The following is a 16,500-nucleotide window of genomic DNA, read 5'->3' as shown; positions in this document are numbered from 1 at the left end:
TCGGTATCAATCGAAGATAGAGATGAACTTTCCAGTTGGTTGCGAGCTTCTAATACTCGGCGCAGTCTCGCACAGCGTGCCTAGATCTTACTACTGAGCGACTAAGGAATATTGGGGTCAGAGTAAAGTATTGACACAGTAACCATCTAAATAAACGGACGTCATAATTCTGCTCTGACCCAGAGTGCAGCCGCAAGTGACATTACTGCCCTCTCAAAACACTGAAGGCCTCATAGAGGCTCGGAGGCAGCGGGTTTGTTAGTTTCCAGGTGATACTCATGGGCTTCTCACCCCGGTAGCTCACGAAGGTAACCGGGCCGCAGGCTCGGAAGGCATGGTTCTTGGTTTCCTGTACGAATAGCTGGAAGGTCCACGGCTTGTCCGGCCCGTCCCCCATTTCGATATAGCGCCGCCCGGCAGCTGTCTCCGGTCCGGCGCTGTTCTGGCTTTGCCAGTGGAACAGCTCCGGACTGATTGCATAGTCTTCGTAAGCCACACCCTCATGCCGGGCAGACGATTTGTCGAGGGTTACAAACATCAGCTCGGTGTTTCGCTCAAACAGGCGCACCATGCCCTCCCGTGAGCTTTTGCGCCGTCTTGCCGTCAGAAAGCCGACCGCTGTCAGGATCTCGCGGCGGCTGTAACGACCGTGCAGCTTCAGGGGCGTATCCTCGAACCCGGGCAAGGGTTGGTAGTGCGTATGGGCGCTGGCCTCCAGGCAGTTGGCAAGCTCGCCCAGCTCACGGCAGCAGTTTGGTGCGGCCGCAAGTCGTTGCAGAAAGGTCTCGACGGTCCCGGTCTGGCGGTCATGGCTGTCAATCTGGTAGGCCAGCATCTGCAGGCGAAGGCGCTCCTGCCTGGACTCCACCTTATAGCTTTCCGGCCGTTCGGCGAGGCGCTCCAGCAATTGCAGTTGGTCGACGTCGTCGATATGCAGCAGGCTGCTGAAGCGGCGGCTGAAATAGCTCTCCTCTTCCGCCGGTGGGCTCTGATCCAGTAGGCCCGTTGCCCGCTGCAGATTTACCCAGCCGCGGTTCTTGCCGGCCCCCTGGGTGTAGATGTCGGCCAGTTCCAGTTGCTGGTCGTGGATAAAATGGCCCAGGGTTAACTCAGCTGTGCCGTGCAATGCTGTGTAGGTACGCAGCTCTGTTTTCAGGCGTCGCCAGTTTTGATTGACAGCGGTCTTCAGGCTTTTCAGCACCTGTTCGCGTGTCTGTTTCTGTAACTGAATGTGGCAGCCGGATGGCAACTTGCCGAACCCCTTTTCGACCCCATCGAGAATTTCTCGACGTGACAGGCCGGTAATCGACCGGTAGAGCACATCGAAACGGAAACTCTCCTGGAACAGGCCCACAAAATCCAGAATCAGGCAGTTTTCTTTGCCTTCAAACAACCGCAGGCCACGGCCGATTTGCTGCTGAAAAACTGTTAGGCTTTGCGTGGGTCTCAGTAGCAGGAGCGTATCGAGAAATGGCAGGTCGACGCCTTCGTTATAAAGGTCGACGGTGACGATCACATTGATGTCGCGCGCTTCGAGTCGACGCCGGGCGCTCTCACGGGATTCCGCGTCGGTCTGGCCGGTTACCATCATGGCCGGAATATTCACCCGGTTGAATTGCTCGGTCATGAACGCGGCATGAGCAACGGTGACGCAGAAGGCGAGCGCGCGGCATTGGTGGATATCGCCCACCAGCTGTTCCCAGTTGTTAATCACGGTGGCCGCGCGCGCATGGTTGCCTGTCAACAGGTTGTTCAGCTGCTGTTGTTCCAGGGCCGGTTTCGACCAGTCGACGCCACGATAGTCCTGACTGTCGTCGCAGGCATAGTACTCAAACGGTGCCAGCAACTGGAGGTCCAACGCATGCCAGAGGCGCAGTTGAACGGCCGGTGTGCCATCGGGACGGTTGTGAAAATGACGCAGGATGTCCCGACCATCCTTGCGTTCCGGTGTGGCGGTCAATCCGAGAAGAATGGCAGGCCTGATGTCGGCAACAAGGCGCTCGAACTGCCGGGCTTCAATATGATGGCATTCGTCAATAACGACCACGCGCCAGTAATCGTGGCCCAGTTTGTTGATCAGGTTCTGGCTGTGCAGGCTCTGGACGGTGGCAAAAAGGTGCTGATAACTATCGGGTGTATGGTGCCCGGACAGCAGCTCGCCGAAGCCCGGGTCTCGCAGCACCTGCCGGTAGGTGGCCAGGGCCTGCTGCAATATCTCGATGCGGTGCGCAACGAAAAGCAATCTCGGCCGACCGCCCTCGGCCCGCGCATGTGACCGGTAATCAAAAGCCGCCATGACAGTCTTGCCGGTACCGGTGGCGGCAACCAGCAGATTTCGCGTCCGGTGGTGGGATCGCTCGGTTTCCAGTTGTTCGAGGATGTCTTGCTGGAACGGCTTGGGGTGGAGCTCGAAAAAGGTCGGGTTGGCAATGGGGCCCGGTTTTCCTGACTCGCGGGCGAGCGCCTGGCGGAGGACCTGCTGGTGGTCGGCATTCTCCGGGTCGTAGGTCTGGAACTCATCGTCTTCCCAGAGGGACTCGAAGTGTGCCCTGGCTCGATTGAACAGGGCCCCCTGGCTGCTTTGGGTAAACTTGACGGTCCATTCCAGCCCTCCCATGAGTGCGGCCCCGGACAGGTTGGCGCTGCCCACATAGGCCGATCCAAAGCCGGAATCGCGGCCGAACAGCCAGGCCTTGGCGTGCAGCCGGGTACGGCGGCCATCCAGGGAGACACGGACCTCGCAGTTGGGCAGTTCGGCCAGGGTATCCAGCGCCTTCTGCTCCGTGGCACCCACGTAGGTGGTGGTGAGAACGCGAATCCGGGCCTGATGGTTGCCCAGGGCATCGCTCGCGGTAATGCGGCGCAGCACGTCGATGATCTTGCGCACGCCGGAGACGGTGATGAAGCTCACCAGAATATCCACCTGATTGCAGTTGGCCAGTTCGGCCGTCAGTTCATGCAACAGGGCCGGGGAATCCTTACCGGCGGTAAAGAGCCAGGGTTGCGACAGGCCGATTCTGGGAATGTCCGGTTGGAGATCGGGTTCTGAGAGGGCAACCAGTCGCCTGGGGGCTTCTTCCAGAAGGTCGGCTGGGTCGACCTGTCTGGATTGCGATAGCCGATCCCGGGCGTGAACCAGAAGCTCGTTGATCAGCCGGACCTGCTGCCGCAGGTGGTCGGCGTTGGCACCTGCCGGCCACGATGCGAGCAATTCGGAGAGCTGATCGGCCAGGGCATCGGCCAGCTTGCGGTGGGCGTCGTGCGAGCCCTGGTCTTCTACCTGCGGCTCGAAATCCGAGGCGTCCAGCCGTTGTCGCAAGCGTTGGGTTATCAGGCTGTCATAGAGTCCTTTGGGCAGTGTATCTCTGGGCATGACATCCTTGCTGGCAGACAAACGAGGAGAGGAGGCTGGTGAGGCTAACATGTCTGGGGGATGGGTAAAGGGTGTGCAGCCTTGTAGCTTTGGAAAACCAGAGTTTTAAATAACACCGATCAGAGTCACATTCTGGAATTTGCGTCGAAATAACTGGACCTCCCATTTATAACGTTTGCCCCAGCAATTGGCTGCATGGGAGAATCCATTCCTCAGTAAAGGAGGACTGCTGGAATGTCAAATAAATTTGAACAGCCAAGGGCCCCGGAAGCGCCTCCAAGATACGCCACTCCCTTCGAGATGGCTGTATATGAATTTGAAAAATGCGCCCACGAGTATCACAAGGCGATAGCAGACGGCGCCCCGTCCAATGAGGTCGAGAAAGATCGTAAAAAGCGCATTTCAGAATGGGAAGCGATTAGAAAGCATCTCAGAAAAGAGCGGGTAAGGCTTAAGTCTCTAGCCAAACTGCATTCAGAACTTGAAGATTACAGGAATGAAGCCAAAGGCAAGTCAGAGGATGATCTTATAAAAGAGCCTCATCACCCCACTAAGGTATTGGCCCGAAACCTGGCGGCCGTGGATGAACCGCGGCCGAGTCCTGATCATGTAGCCCATCACATAATTCCCGGCAAAGGGCGTTGGTTACAAGCTGCCATTCTTGATGTCAGGCTCACACTGCATGAGTTTGGAATCGGGATTAACGATCCCATGAATGGGATCTATTTGCCAGACAAGAAAGAGCATCGTAATCACTGCACTATGCCTAAAGCACCTGTCCATAAAGAGCTACATTGCTGGAATTACGAGAACTGGATTACAGCTAACCTTCCTGACACACTAAGAAGGCCCTCGTTTATCAAGCGCCTTGAAGTCATAAAGAGACAACTCAGAGATGGAAACCACCCTCCAGAGGTTGTCCAAGAGAAAGACGTGAATTGGAATCCGATTGCATGAAAGCCTACAAACTCGTCAATGATTACGGCTCCTACCAAATACTGCAGCTCGATACGATAACAATCGTTGAACAGTTGGGAAGGCCAGATTTGATTCGTCAGATCAAGCGGTTGACCAGTACAGGTAACAAGCCGCTCATTGATATCTGGGGTGACGTAAAGTCCAACTTCGCGCCGGTGGAGGGCACTCAGTCTATCAAGGTTCCGGATATCTCTGTCTGGAAAGGCACAGGTTTAGTGTTCTCTGGTCGCGCACATGCCTACTTCAAGTTGATGCTGGAGCCGTTCGGCGAATTCTTGCCGGTGGAAGTAGAAGGGCATAACTTCTACTTATTCCATTTGATGACAGAAGGGAAGGCCGATCTGGACAACAGCGCTCGCGAAGATGACGATTTCGGAGAGCCCATGACTGTCACAGCCTTGAAGTTTGATGACATCGATATAAAGAACAAACTGTTATTCAAGTCGGAGTATGAATTCTACCAATCCACTTTTTGTAACCAGAAGTTCAGGGAGTTGTATCAAGAGTATGAATTGGAGGGTCTGGTTTTTGAAACGGACTTGGCCAGTATGGGTTGGCGATAATCGGCAGATCAATTCTCAAGTACTACATCCGAATGGCTGTATTTTACTCTGTAACCAATCATTTCTTCTTTTACCGAAGGAGATTTTAGTGAAAAACGCACTTTCCCTGGCACTCCTGCTATTAACCAGCAGTGTACTTTCCCTTGCAGAAGCCCAGTCACCAGTGCCGGAAGCCGGCAAGGACTACATCGAGATACAGAACGGGCGCCCGCTCGCCCCTACCGATGGCAAGATTGTTGTGGAAGAGTTCTTCAATTATATCTGCCCGGCCTGCAACAAATTCGAGCCGCAATTCTCGGCATGGGCAGAGAAGCTGCCAACTTATGTCAGGGTGGACCACGTTCCGGTGGCATTCCGCAAGGACTTTGTGCCCTATGCCCATGCCTATTATGCGGCACAGTTTTTCAACCTTGCCGACAAGACTCACCAGGCGGCCTACGATGCCATACACCGCACGCATCAGCTTCCCGCCGAGGGAGATCAACCCGATGAACAGCGTGTTGCAGAGTTTTATGCTGGATATGGCGTCGATGCGAAGAAATTTCTCGATACCATGCAGGGTTTCAGTATCAAATCCCAGGTTCGCCGCGCCACCGAGCATATGCAGCGCAGTAAAGTTCGCAGTACACCCTCCATCCTCATCAACGGTCGCTATCTTGTTCGCGGTACTTCGTTCCCGGACAAGCTGCGAATCGCGAGCTATCTGATCGAGAAAGAGCATACTGGTGAGTAGGTGGTATGGCTCTTGCGGACAGGTCCATCCTTTTGAGTCATGGACCACCTTAATTCCAGGAGGGACCTGTCCTCACATCATATGGCCACCCAGGCCGAAGATTACATTTCTTAACGTCCAGTTCGCTGTTGATGGGGAATATTGGAATAGGCGATAATACCGCGTTGACGCAATGAAGCAGCGTCAATTTCCCATACAGGAAAGGGCTGAGAGCCGTAAGTTTCACGGCACAAGCTTTCTACAGCCCGGTTAGAGTGACGAAGGAATATATATGAAGGTGTTAACAGTACTCAAATACGTCCAGATGGCGATCGGCGTCGGTTTATTGCTCGGGGCTTTTATTACATATAAAAACACGCAGAACTTTCTGGATGACGCTCTAACCGCAGAGGGGGTTGTTGTGGATCTTGTGGAGTCAAGGTCCCGGGACTCACTTACATACCGGCCAGTGGTCAGGTTCGTTGCACAGGATGGCTCTCCCGTCGAGTTTATGTCCTCCTCCGGCTCCAATCCCCCTAGCTATTACGAAGGCGAAACGGTTGAAGTGTTTTATCAGTCGTTCGCACCCCGGAATGCCAAGATCAATGGATTCTTCTCGCTTTGGGGCATATCAATAATCATGGGCGGCATGGGCCTGATTTTCTCGATTATAGGTTTTTCGATGATGTTCTACGGAAAACTGAAGAACAGGAAGATCGACTACCTGAAAAGCAATGGCATCCCGATCAGCGCCACATTTACGGGTATTGAAGTCAATCAATCCCTGCAGGTGAATGGAGAGCATCCGTTCAGAATTGCCGCGCAGTGGCAGAATCCGGCCACATCCGAGATCCATAAATTCAGCAGTGAGAATATCTGGTTTGACCCTTCGGACCACATCGAGGGTGACGAACTGACGGTTCTGATCGAAAAGGACAACCCGAAAAAATACTATCTCGACACGTCCTTTTTGCCAAAAGTCGCGAGCTGAGAGTTTTCAGACGGCAGGTCTGATCGAAGCGCAGAAAGCACTTTCGGCCGGGCTGGCATTCATGGCAAAAGAAGGGTATCCGCCAGACGGCGGGTACTCGGCGATGGCGCTCATCACCGCTCCGCGGCATCACTTGTATAAGCACCTGGCGTAACCTAACCTGGCGTAACCTACCCGACCTATCCGCTCCCCTATAAACCGGCCGCTGGCCGTACTCGGCGACAGAACTCAACCTGCGCAGTATTGGCTTTGGACGGTATCAACAGGCTGATATCGCCGGGTTAATCATATGCGACTCAAATGAAAATGTCTGAGTGAGCGTGTTTTTGTCGTCGCTGTGGCGCAGCGGCGAGATAATTGGTGTCAGAGTGAAATTTTACTTGCCACGACTGTTGAGCTCACCACCCCAACGCGCGACACAGCCGGCAACAGCATATGCTGGATATATTCGCGGTTTGGCATCATTTTCCTCATACAGATATGGCGAATTAATTTTACTCTGACCCTATTTATTACGTTTGCCTCCGCAATTATCTGCGTGGGAGAATCCATATCTCAGCGGGAAAATTGACAACAATTTGAATAATTTTGAATATTTATTGCCGCTGACGAAAGGTCCAATACATCTCGCGCAAATCCACGCGGGGATTGAATACCACTCTGTTCCCCTACGGCGTACAGAGTTCCGGATAGCCCTTGCTGGAAAGTCGTGGACTTAGGCATGCGTTGGCTGCAAATGGGCTTTGCTCAAGTCGACGCCGAAAGTGTTCGATGAGTTTCTCTCCGGCAGGACCGTAACGGTATGACTACCGATGGATGACAGGAGAAGGGCCCAGCCAGGACAGCAATTTGTATAAGCTGCCAGTTTCAACATCTTCTTAAAAAAATTAACTGTGCTCAAGGAAGGAAATAGAATGATCAGCAGCAGCGTAGGACTCGGGGGTGCCAACCAGCCAAAAGTTGTGGCTTACATACAGAAGCTGCTTAATAATTATATCGAATCACGAGCGATCTATGTTTTTCGGTTTCTCAAGATCGATGGCAAGTGTGGCCCCAATACAATTAGTTGCATCAAGGAATTTCAGAGTCATATAGTCGGTCTGGCATATCCGGATGGCCGGATTGACTCCAACGGCAGAACCATAAAAGCGCTTGAGAATTACGCATCCCCGCAGAAGCAGCGTGTTTATGAATTCAGTCTCGGCATGCAACCTTATCTTGCTTTTACTAACCGCGAAGGCATCTCCTCACCCAGCAAAAGTTCTACTGCCAATAATGCCAAAGCTGTTGTCACCGACGATCCCAGGAAATTGATGACTCGGGCAGCGGTTGCCGAAGCCTATGGCTCGATCTCTGCCAACAAGGTCTGGGCGAAGAAAAGCACTTACCTGAAGATGTTCAAAATTCCGGAATTAATAGCCAATGATGAAAATTATGCCTGGATTAATGTCTATGATCCCAAGAAGCGGAAGGTGAGTAAAATCTGGTGTCATGAGGCGATGCATCCCTTTCTTGAGACTGCGCTCAAAAACCTGAAGAAGCAGGGTCTATTGGGAGACCTGAAGGAGTTTGGCGGCTCCCATGCCATTCGCTCGACAAGAGGCGCTACAAAGTGGTCTGCACACTCCTGGGCTTTGGCCATTGACATCAACATGACGGGAAATGGCCTTGGCGAAACGCCGAGTATGTCCAAGGAGTTTGTGAAGTGCTTTACAGATGCTGGCTTCTTCTGGGGCGGGAACTACTCGAGAAAAGATGGCATGCACTTTACAATAGCGGGATTTGATAAACCATCGTCTTCTTGATTGCATCCCGGAACTCCTGGAATAAATATGAAAATACGCCAAGCAACCCTGCTCTTGTTGTTAAGCTTTACTTCTGTCGCCTGCAATAGCGAAGCGGATAGTAAAACTCCTGAAGACTCCCTGAAAACGTCCTATACGCGTATTGGCTCATGTGAGGAAACCGTGGATAACGCCAACGCTGCTTTTTCCATTCTGGACTGCGGAAAAGTGGCCGGGCGCGACCTGCGCATCACTGTGCAGTCGCCCACCATCTTCACGGTACGCCTCATGAAGAGTGGCACCGAGGCCATGTCCGAGTTTGAGGAGCTGAGTGGCGATCTGCCGCTGGAGACCGGTCCGGCGCTTGAATGGTATAGCGACAACCAGAAACCGCGTTTTATGGTATTTCGTGTGAGCTGGGGAACCGATAAAAAGCCCTTCCAGATGGACGAGCGGCTGGTGATCAACTATGTAGCGAAAGACCGCATCTGCCCGCTGGCAACCGTGTCGATAGAATCCAATAAGAATGCCAATGAAAAGACACGTGAATTAATTTACGACAGGTTTTTATCGACGTCTGAATGCCCTGAAGAAGTTTTGCATTTTTGAGGGTTTAGCCTGCAGCGAGCCAACCGATTGCGGGAGAAGATCGCATCGGCTATCCACTCAAGTTGGAGAGAAGCACGAGCGATAGACTTGCGGGCTATTACTCTGTGTTTGACTCAGTCTCATCATTGTATTGACAAGTGTTCAGGTTCGATCCCCAATCCAAACGCCGGGGCACAATCACTGGATCCCGGATCGAGCCCGGGATGACGGCTTCGAAGGGCGGGCCTTGGGTCAGAACATTTTGAGACAACTGATATTACTCAATATCTATTCCCTGACGGCCACTGGAAGCTCCCTGACCAGGAAATCCGACAGGGCCCGCACCGCCGGTGCCAGCCCTTTACGCGACGGCATCAGCAGGCTGATATCGGCCGTATTGGCAATCCAGCCCGGCAGTATTCGCATCAGCTGTCCACTTTTTATTTCATCGCGACAGCAGTATGCCGGCAGGGCGACGATGCCCAGGCCGTCTGAAGCCGCCTGTTTGAGCGTGTTCATATCGTCGCTGCAGAGCTGTGGCGAGAATGGCACTGCGGCCGTCAGGCCATCGCCATTGTCCAGCGACCACTGCCCCGTGGCCGGCTGCCAACCCACCTTCAATCCCCGGTGACGGCACAGGTCCTCCGGCTGCGCGGGCGCGCCGTGGGTCTCGATATAGGCCGGCCCGGCGAACAGGTGCCACTGCACCCTGGCCAGGGGCTTCTGTATCAGGCTGGAGTCCGGCAGTGCCGCGGTATGGCCGCGCAGGGCCAGATCCATACCCTCGCCAATCAGGTCGACGGATGCGTTGGTGACCTGCTGTTGCACCGACACGTTCGGGTTTTCCAACAGGAATTGCGAAATAAGCTCCCTGAGAATGAAGTGGGCCATGCCCACGGAGCAACTGATTCTCACCTGGCCTGAAATCTGGTTGCGCTTCCTTTCCACCGCGGCTTCCGCGGCCTCCATTTCATCCACGAGGTTTCTGGCGTAGCGGTAGAATTCGTCGCCGATATCGGTGACGGTAAATTGCCTCGATGTGCGCTGGATCAGGCGCGCGTCCAGCCGCTCCTCCAACTGGCGGATATGCCGGCTGAGGCGGGATTTGGGCATATCCAGTGCCTTGGCCGCGGCGGAAAAGCCGCGTTTTTCCACTACGTGGACGAAGTAGAAATAGTCATTCAGATCGATCATCCCATTGCCTCCCAAACTGGTCGCTGCCCGATCATCGTTCCATTTTCAGAACATTAAGTCCAGGTTTTGCCACTTCTCGTAGAAATCGTTCTGTATATATGCTGTGAACACTGTAAAGCACAACGACAGCAGGAGGTTTGCCATGGCGGATACCAGTGCGCAGCGGCAACGGAACAATGTAGATTTTTCCGCCAGAGAGTTTGATATCACCGAAGCCGTAACGGGGGAATCCCTGGTGATCGGCGACGGCTTTACGGCCGTCAGCTTCAAGGAGCGACACTTTGGCGGCCTGATGGATCCGCTGCTCATGGTGGATCACTACACCATGAGCGAGCCGACGTTCGGCCCTCACCCGCATGCGGGGATCGCCGCGGTGTCGGTGCTGTTTGAAAGCAGCAGCGGCCAGTTCAACAACCGCGACACCCTGGGTAACGACCTGGATCTGCAGCCCGGAGACCTGTACTGGCTGAACGCCGGCCGCGGCGCCCTGCACGACGAGGCGCCGAGAGCGGGGGCGCGGATCGAGGGGCTGCAGGTGTTCGTCAACCTTCCGGCGCAGATGAAGCACCGGCCGCCGTCTGCGCTACACGTGAAGGCCGCCTCCATTCCCCTTGTAGAGGGTGCCGGCTATCGGGTGCGGGTGGTGATGGGGGAGAGTGGCGGTGTGCGCGGCGCCCGGGCGCCCACGCGGCCGCTGACAGTGCTCGATGGCCATCTGGCAGCAGGGGCGCGGTACACACACCTGCTGCCCGTACAACACAGCGGCTGGCTGTACGCCGTTCGCGGTGATCTGGAAGTTACCGTCGGCCGCCGTTCAGTCCGCCTGCCCGCCGGTCGCGCACTGGCAATCGGCAACCGCTCGACCAGCGCGGAACTGGCCGTGGAGTTCGCGAACACATCGACCGCCGATGGACAATTTGCCCTGTTTTCCGGTGCACCGGTCGGCGAGTACTTCGTACAGCAGGGTCCTTTCGCAATGAGCTCGCGCGAGGAGCTGCAGCAGGTCCAGGAGGACTATGCAGCCGGCCGCCTGGGCACGCTTTAACAGATTCATTACAGAGCCACGGAAATAGTTTGAGGAGTACAGAGATGAAATTATTGGCCTTCGCCGCAAGCAACAGCAGCAAGTCCATCAACAAGGCGCTGGTCAACTATGCGACCAGCCTGCTGGACAGCTCGGTGCAAGTCGAACTGCTGGATATCAACGATTTCCCACTGCCAATCTACAGCAGCGACCTGGAGGAGGAAGCGGGTATTCCGGAATCCGCGCACCAGTTCCTGGCCAAGATCGCCGGTGCCGACGCGTTACTGATTTCCTATGCGGAACACAATGGTGGCCACACTGTGGCCTACAAGAACCTTTTTGACTGGGCCTCTCGCGCCAATCGCAATGTGTACCAGGGCCTGCCGGTGGTCATGCTGGCGACTTCTCCGGGACCGGGCGGTGCGGGTAATGTGCTATCTGCTTCTGTCAACTCGGCCCGTTTCTTCGATGGGCAGGTGGTGGCATCGCTGTCGGTACCGAGCTTTTACGATAATTTCGATCCAGACAAAGGCGAGATTTCGAATATCGAAATACAGCGGCAGTTGCGCGAGGCACTGGAGCCGTTGACGAACGAGCGGATTGCCGGCGAAGCGGTGTAGCGGGAACTCCGATCCCCCACAGGCGGGGAGTAAAAACGGCCCCATCGGGGCCGTTGTCAAAAGATCGAATCAGTAGCGCGGCCAGTCGTTTGAATCCCAGTTCAATGTGCTGATCAGCAGTTTGGGCGCACCGTTGTCGGTTGCATCGTAGGCATGGCGCACAATGACATCGGTATTGAGGATGTCCTCGCCACCCGGGCCCACCCAGGTTGCATTGCCGCCGTCCAGCAGGCTGCCGCCACTGTACATCATGTTTGCGCCGTTCTTGTCGACAAACGGTCCGGTGACACTGGTGGAGCGTCCATACAGGATATGGTAACCGCTGTTGACGCCGTCGCAGCAGGTACCGACGCTGACAAACAGGTAGTAGTAGCCCTGGCGGTAGATCAGTGTCGGCGCTTCGATGCCCTCTGCGTTATAGGCCACAGAGTGGAAATCGCCGATGGGTTTCATCGTCACCGGGTTGAGGCGGACCACCTTGATACCGCTGTTCCAGGAGCCGAAGGCCAGGAAGGGCGCACCGTTCGCGTCGACCACGAGATCCGGGTCAATCGCGTTATAGTCGTTGGATTCGTTCGAGGTCAGCACCACGCCGTGATCGGTCCAGTTGCCACCCGCGATACTGGTGGTGGAGGCGAGGCCAATGGCCGAGACCCTGGAGCCGAACGTCGAGATGCTGTAGTACATCCAGTAGCGGCCGTTGTACCACTCGATATCCGGCGCCCAGACATCGGTTCCCTCCTGGTTCGGCACGTAGGTTTTCCACCAGTTCAGCCCATCGGGGAATACGGATGGCAGCGGGCTCCAGTTCAGGCCGTCGGGGGAGACTTTGCCGTAAATGCCGGGGCCGGTCTGGAACAGCCAGAACTGGTCGTTTTCCCAGGCCATGGACGGGTCGTGAGTGCCGAGATTACCGGTCAGCGGCCAGTGGTTTTCCGCACCGTTGGTGGTTGAGGTATCCAGCGGCGGCCCACCCATGGTGCCGACCTGGTCCAGCTGCCACTGCTGGCCGTCGCCACCCCAGTAGCTCCACTGGATGATGTTGGCACCATCCGCAGTATCGGAATTGAGCAGGTCCAGGGATTTGCCGCTGAATTTATTGACGATGCTGTAATAGCCATTGCCGAGATCGGTGATCGACCAGAGCTGGGAATCGCCACCCCAGTAATCGTACTGGGCGACGTTGTCGCCATCGGCGGTGCCCCAGTCGTACACTTCCATGGCCTTGCCGCTGTTGGCATTGACGATGGAGTAATAACCATCGCCTTCGTCGGTGATGATCCAGCTCTGTGTCCAGTGTTCAGTGGCACTCCACTGGCTGACATTGGCGCCGTTCTCAAGCGACGCACTGGCGACTTCCACCAGTTTGCCGCTGTGTTTGGACACCACCGTATAAACGCCGTTGGAGACGGCTCCTGCATGTACAGCACATATTGACAGGAGGCCCAAGGCGCACATCGCTGCTTTCTTGAGATACGTTTTTATCATTGTGACCCTCTTACGGGAGTAAGAACTCGCCTGAACCCGTATTCATCCCTGATAGGCACAAGCCCATTCACCCGCCGTTCCGGCCCCTTCGCGCGTGGGCGGCAGGCGTTATTTTTATAGTTACTTCTCTCTCCAGCCGGTGGTATCGGCCGGATATCGCACGCGAATGCGTTGTGACACTGCATTAGTCATACAATTATTATCTGTCGTCTTGTAATACCTCTCTCGGGTCAAGGAAGGCACCACAAATACAGTAATGTCACGTTATTACATCGGCCTTTGGTTTGATTATTATTTACTCTGCATGGCCATAAAGGTAATACATATTATTATATTGATAATGAGCATGTTAAGGATGAATGGCGCGACAGCAAGGGGAGGGGTTGCGTGTTCCGGGCACACCGGCGGCATACGCCTGGAGGGCTGATCGCATCAGGGGGGGGGCGGGCAGAGTGGTGTGCTGTAACAAGCCCGGGGGAGTGTTTACTTCAGGGAGGGAGCGCCACGCTGGGGAAACAGGTTTTTGGTGATCACCAACACGATACCGAAAACCTCGGCCAGTGTGCCGGCCAGGTAGAGTTCGAGCTCGTATCTTTCAAAACCCATCCATTTCAGGCCCACCGCGGTAAAGGCCAGGTTCATGACCAGCAGTTGGCCGATCAGGATGCCGATAAACCACTTGGCATACAGTTTCTTCAGGCCCCGGTCACTTTTCGAATCTTCGATTTTCTGCTCGGTGAGCGGATCGACTTTTCTGGCGTCACTGTTGAGGGCGATCCGGATTGCTGAAAGTGCTTCTGATTTCTTTTTTGATTTTTCTTCTACTGTCATGAGGCTCTTGTGGCATTACAACAGGTTGAGCTTCCTGAGGCGCCATTTCATGGCTTCATTGGAGACGCCGAAGTAGGCGGCCAGTTCCGCGTGGGTGGACTTGCGGAAACGGACGCGCACTTGGCTCTCGGGCATCAGCAGGCAGGCGGCAAAGCTGTTGGCAAAGACTTCTTCCGGATCCTGCCCGGTGGCGGATACGCTGTTGCGGAAGTCCACGTATTCGTACTGCCGATCTTCGTCGTTGGACTCGACACGCGACGCGTAGTGGCCGAGCTCGTGCGCACAGCTGAAGCGCTTGCGGTTTGAGTGGTCGGTGGTCTCCAGGATGATACGGGGATCTTCGTCGACCTCTTTGATCAGGGCTCCCGAGACATCCCTGGGCAAATGCGTTTCCAGCACTTCTACGCCGACATTCCGGGCGATGGTCACCGGGTCGACGGGAAATTCATCCTCGCTCCAGAATACCACCCGGTATTTGTCCGCGAGTTTTTCGGGGTCTTGCGCGATCGTGGTCATATGCCCTTCAAAGGTTGCTAACAGAACGCTAACAGCTCTGTCAAGGCATTCTACGCGCTTTGGCGCTGCCTTTAAAGAAGGATTTCTGTGCGGGGCGGTCCTGCAACCGGCAAACCGCCGCCGCTATATGATGCCGCAGGTCAGTCCAGCAGTCCGCCGGAGCGCACCATCACATGAAACACATAGTTCTGTTCATTGGTGCCGGTCAGCAGGTGCGAGCCGGGACCGCGCGCCCAGATACCCACATCCTCGCCGCCGTGGGTCTCACCGCCGGTGGGCACCAGGGATTCCTGGAAAAAGCCGGGCTTTGTGGTATCGACTTCCGACAGGTCCACGCGGCCGTTGTGTGCCGGCGCATCGCGGCGGGCATCCGAGTTGGTTTCGTCACCCAGGTTGGCAAAGCCCGCGCCGTTGGCATAGCCGACGGTGGTGTAGGGTTTGCCGTCGGCAGCCAGTTGCGGGGCATCCTGCGGTGCGCCGTGTTCGTCGTTGCCGATGACCTTGCCCAGGATCGGGTTGCCGCGCGTGGGGTAGCCGGCCATGGTGAAGGTGTGGCTGTGGTCGGCGGTGACGATGATCAGTGTGTCTTCGGCACTGGTGTTGTCCATCGCCACCTGCACCGCCCTGGCAAACTCCACCGCCTCGCTCAATGCGTTGTAGGCGTTGCCGGCGTGGTGACCGTGATCGATGCGGCCGCCCTCGACCAGCATGAAGTAGCCGCCGTCGCCTTTCTGCATCAGTTGCAGGCCCTTGGCCGTCATCTCGCTGAGCGACGGCTCGCCGGCCTTGTCGTTTTTGCGGTCGGATTCGTAGCGCATATGGGAGGGCTGGAACAGACCGAGCAGTTTGTCGGTCTCGGCCACATCCACGGCCTTGAAGCCTTTTTCATCCTCGATATAGGTGGCGGCGGCGCCGTAGCGGTTTTTCCATTCCTGCACCAGGTTGCGGCCATCGGTGCGCTTGCCCTTGACGCCTTCCAGGTCGGTGACACTTTCCGGAATAAACGCGCGGCGGCCACCGCCCAGGATCAGGTCGATGCCGTCGCCTTTGTCCATTTCCACCAATTGCGCGGCGATATCGCGACAGCCTTCCGGCGCCTGGTACTCCCAGCCGCGCTCGGGCACCTTGGCGTAGGTGGAGGCGGGGGTGGCGTGGGTGATGCGCGCGGTGCTGATGATGCCGGTGCGCTTGCCCCGGGCTTCGGCTAGGTCGAGGGCCGTGGTCAGCGGGTGTTCGAGGCTGGCCTTGCAGTCGCCGCGGGCCACGCTCTCGTCCACGCTCAGCACGCCGGCCTTGGTTTTGACACCGGTCATCAGCGCGCTGGCAGTACCGGCGGAATCCGGGGTCTGCTGGTTGGTGTTGTAGGTCTTGATCAGGCCGGCGAAGGGCATCTGCTCGAAACTGAGCAGGTTTTCCTCGCCGGTATTGCCCCGACGCTGGCCGGCCAGGATGCGCGCGGCGGTAACGGTGGAGATCCCCATGCCATCGCCGACGAACAGGATGACGTTTTTGGCCGCGCCGGGCCGGTTGTCGATCTTGCGCGCGGCGGCGCGCTGCATGGCCTTTTCCGCGTCGGTATACCAGTGGCTCGACTGCTGGCTGGCCGGCAGGCTGCCGTCGGCGTAGCTGTCGCAGGTGCCGAGCAGGACCGCGGCCGAGAGTGCGGCGGCGATGGTTTTCTGGATCATGTGGTTACCCCCGGGGAAAGAAATGCGCCAATTAGAGAGTGGGAATATTACATAAGGGTTACAGGTTGATCGAATTTTGTTTCGGGCGGAGTAGGCATGGGGCGGCGCGCGGACGGGTTTCCCGGTTGCGGTGCCCGGATACGTAGCCTG

At 56.0% G+C, this 16,500-nt stretch carries 14 protein-coding genes; 8 read left to right on the top strand and 6 right to left on the bottom strand.

Annotation, left to right across the window (positions count from 1 at the left end):
- Nucleotides 1-202 precede the first annotated feature (202 nt).
- A complete protein-coding gene (locus MWN76_RS12500) occupies nt 203-3,373 on the bottom strand; it encodes a DEAD/DEAH box helicase (protein WP_250461760.1) in 3,171 nt (1,056 codons plus the stop codon).
- A 234-nt stretch (nt 3,374-3,607) separates the two neighbouring features.
- Here MWN76_RS12500 and MWN76_RS12495 point away from each other — a divergent pair, with 234 nt between their 5' ends.
- The 6 genes from MWN76_RS12495 (at nt 3,608) to MWN76_RS12470 (ending at nt 9,010) form a co-directional block, all read left to right on the top strand.
- The gene (locus MWN76_RS12495) at nt 3,608-4,330 is read left to right on the top strand and encodes an AHH domain-containing protein (protein ID WP_250461759.1); all 723 of its coding nucleotides are present in this window, start codon (nt 3,608-3,610) and stop codon (nt 4,328-4,330) included.
- A complete protein-coding gene (locus MWN76_RS12490; RefSeq protein ID WP_250461758.1) occupies nt 4,327-4,914 on the top strand; it encodes a hypothetical protein in 588 nt (195 codons plus the stop codon). Before MWN76_RS12495 ends, MWN76_RS12490 begins: the two co-directional genes overlap by 4 nt.
- Before the next feature lie 88 nt (nt 4,915-5,002).
- On the top strand, nt 5,003-5,647 hold the full coding sequence (locus MWN76_RS12485) for a thiol:disulfide interchange protein DsbA/DsbL (protein ID WP_250461757.1): 645 nt from the start codon (nt 5,003-5,005) through the stop codon (nt 5,645-5,647).
- Between the two features lie 271 nt (nt 5,648-5,918).
- Entirely contained in the window at nt 5,919-6,617 is a 699-nt protein-coding gene (locus MWN76_RS12480) for a DUF3592 domain-containing protein (RefSeq protein ID WP_250461756.1), read from the top strand.
- A 914-nt stretch (nt 6,618-7,531) separates the two neighbouring features.
- A complete protein-coding gene (locus MWN76_RS12475; protein WP_250461755.1) occupies nt 7,532-8,422 on the top strand; it encodes a M15 family metallopeptidase in 891 nt (296 codons plus the stop codon).
- Nucleotides 8,423-8,449: 27 nt separating this feature from the next.
- Nucleotides 8,450-9,010 (top strand): hypothetical protein, encoded by a 561-nt coding sequence (locus MWN76_RS12470; RefSeq protein ID WP_250461754.1) that lies wholly within the window; start codon nt 8,450-8,452, stop codon nt 9,008-9,010.
- A 267-nt stretch (nt 9,011-9,277) separates the two neighbouring features.
- On the opposite strand, the gene MWN76_RS12465 is transcribed toward MWN76_RS12470, so the two are convergent.
- Nucleotides 9,278-10,183 carry a LysR substrate-binding domain-containing protein gene (locus MWN76_RS12465; protein WP_250461753.1) on the bottom strand — a complete coding sequence of 302 codons (906 nt, stop codon included), beginning with the start codon at nt 10,181-10,183 and terminating at the stop codon, nt 9,278-9,280.
- Between the two features lie 142 nt (nt 10,184-10,325).
- Between MWN76_RS12465 and MWN76_RS12460 the strand changes: the two genes are divergently transcribed.
- Both MWN76_RS12460 and MWN76_RS12455 read left to right on the top strand, forming a co-directional pair.
- A complete protein-coding gene (locus MWN76_RS12460) occupies nt 10,326-11,228 on the top strand; it encodes a pirin family protein (protein WP_250461752.1) in 903 nt (300 codons plus the stop codon).
- A 44-nt stretch (nt 11,229-11,272) separates the two neighbouring features.
- On the top strand, nt 11,273-11,827 hold the full coding sequence (locus MWN76_RS12455; RefSeq protein WP_250461751.1) for an NADPH-dependent FMN reductase: 555 nt from the start codon (nt 11,273-11,275) through the stop codon (nt 11,825-11,827).
- A gap of 69 nt (nt 11,828-11,896) precedes the next feature.
- Here MWN76_RS12455 and MWN76_RS12450 read toward each other — a convergent pair whose 3' ends face one another.
- The 4 genes from MWN76_RS12450 to MWN76_RS12435 all read right to left on the bottom strand — a co-directional run bounded on the left by MWN76_RS12450 (nt 11,897) and on the right by MWN76_RS12435 (nt 16,350).
- Complete coding sequence (locus MWN76_RS12450) at nt 11,897-13,285, bottom strand: family 43 glycosylhydrolase (protein ID WP_284500462.1); 1,389 nt, start codon at nt 13,283-13,285, stop codon at nt 11,897-11,899.
- A 513-nt stretch (nt 13,286-13,798) separates the two neighbouring features.
- Entirely contained in the window at nt 13,799-14,146 is a 348-nt protein-coding gene (locus MWN76_RS12445; protein WP_250461749.1) for a hypothetical protein, read from the bottom strand.
- 15 nt (nt 14,147-14,161) lie between these two features.
- The gene (locus MWN76_RS12440; protein WP_250461748.1) at nt 14,162-14,662 is read right to left on the bottom strand and encodes an ImmA/IrrE family metallo-endopeptidase; all 501 of its coding nucleotides are present in this window, start codon (nt 14,660-14,662) and stop codon (nt 14,162-14,164) included.
- Between the two features lie 140 nt (nt 14,663-14,802).
- A complete protein-coding gene (locus tag MWN76_RS12435; protein ID WP_250461747.1) occupies nt 14,803-16,350 on the bottom strand; it encodes an alkaline phosphatase in 1,548 nt (515 codons plus the stop codon).
- Nucleotides 16,351-16,500 lie beyond the last annotated feature (150 nt).

The sequence above is a fragment of the Microbulbifer litoralis genome (genome assembly GCF_023634065.1).
GTDB classification, from domain to species: Bacteria; Pseudomonadota; Gammaproteobacteria; order Pseudomonadales; family Cellvibrionaceae; genus Microbulbifer; species Microbulbifer litoralis.
The sequence above is the reverse complement of the archived record's forward strand: the minus strand, read 5'-3'. Positions and strand labels throughout refer to the sequence as shown.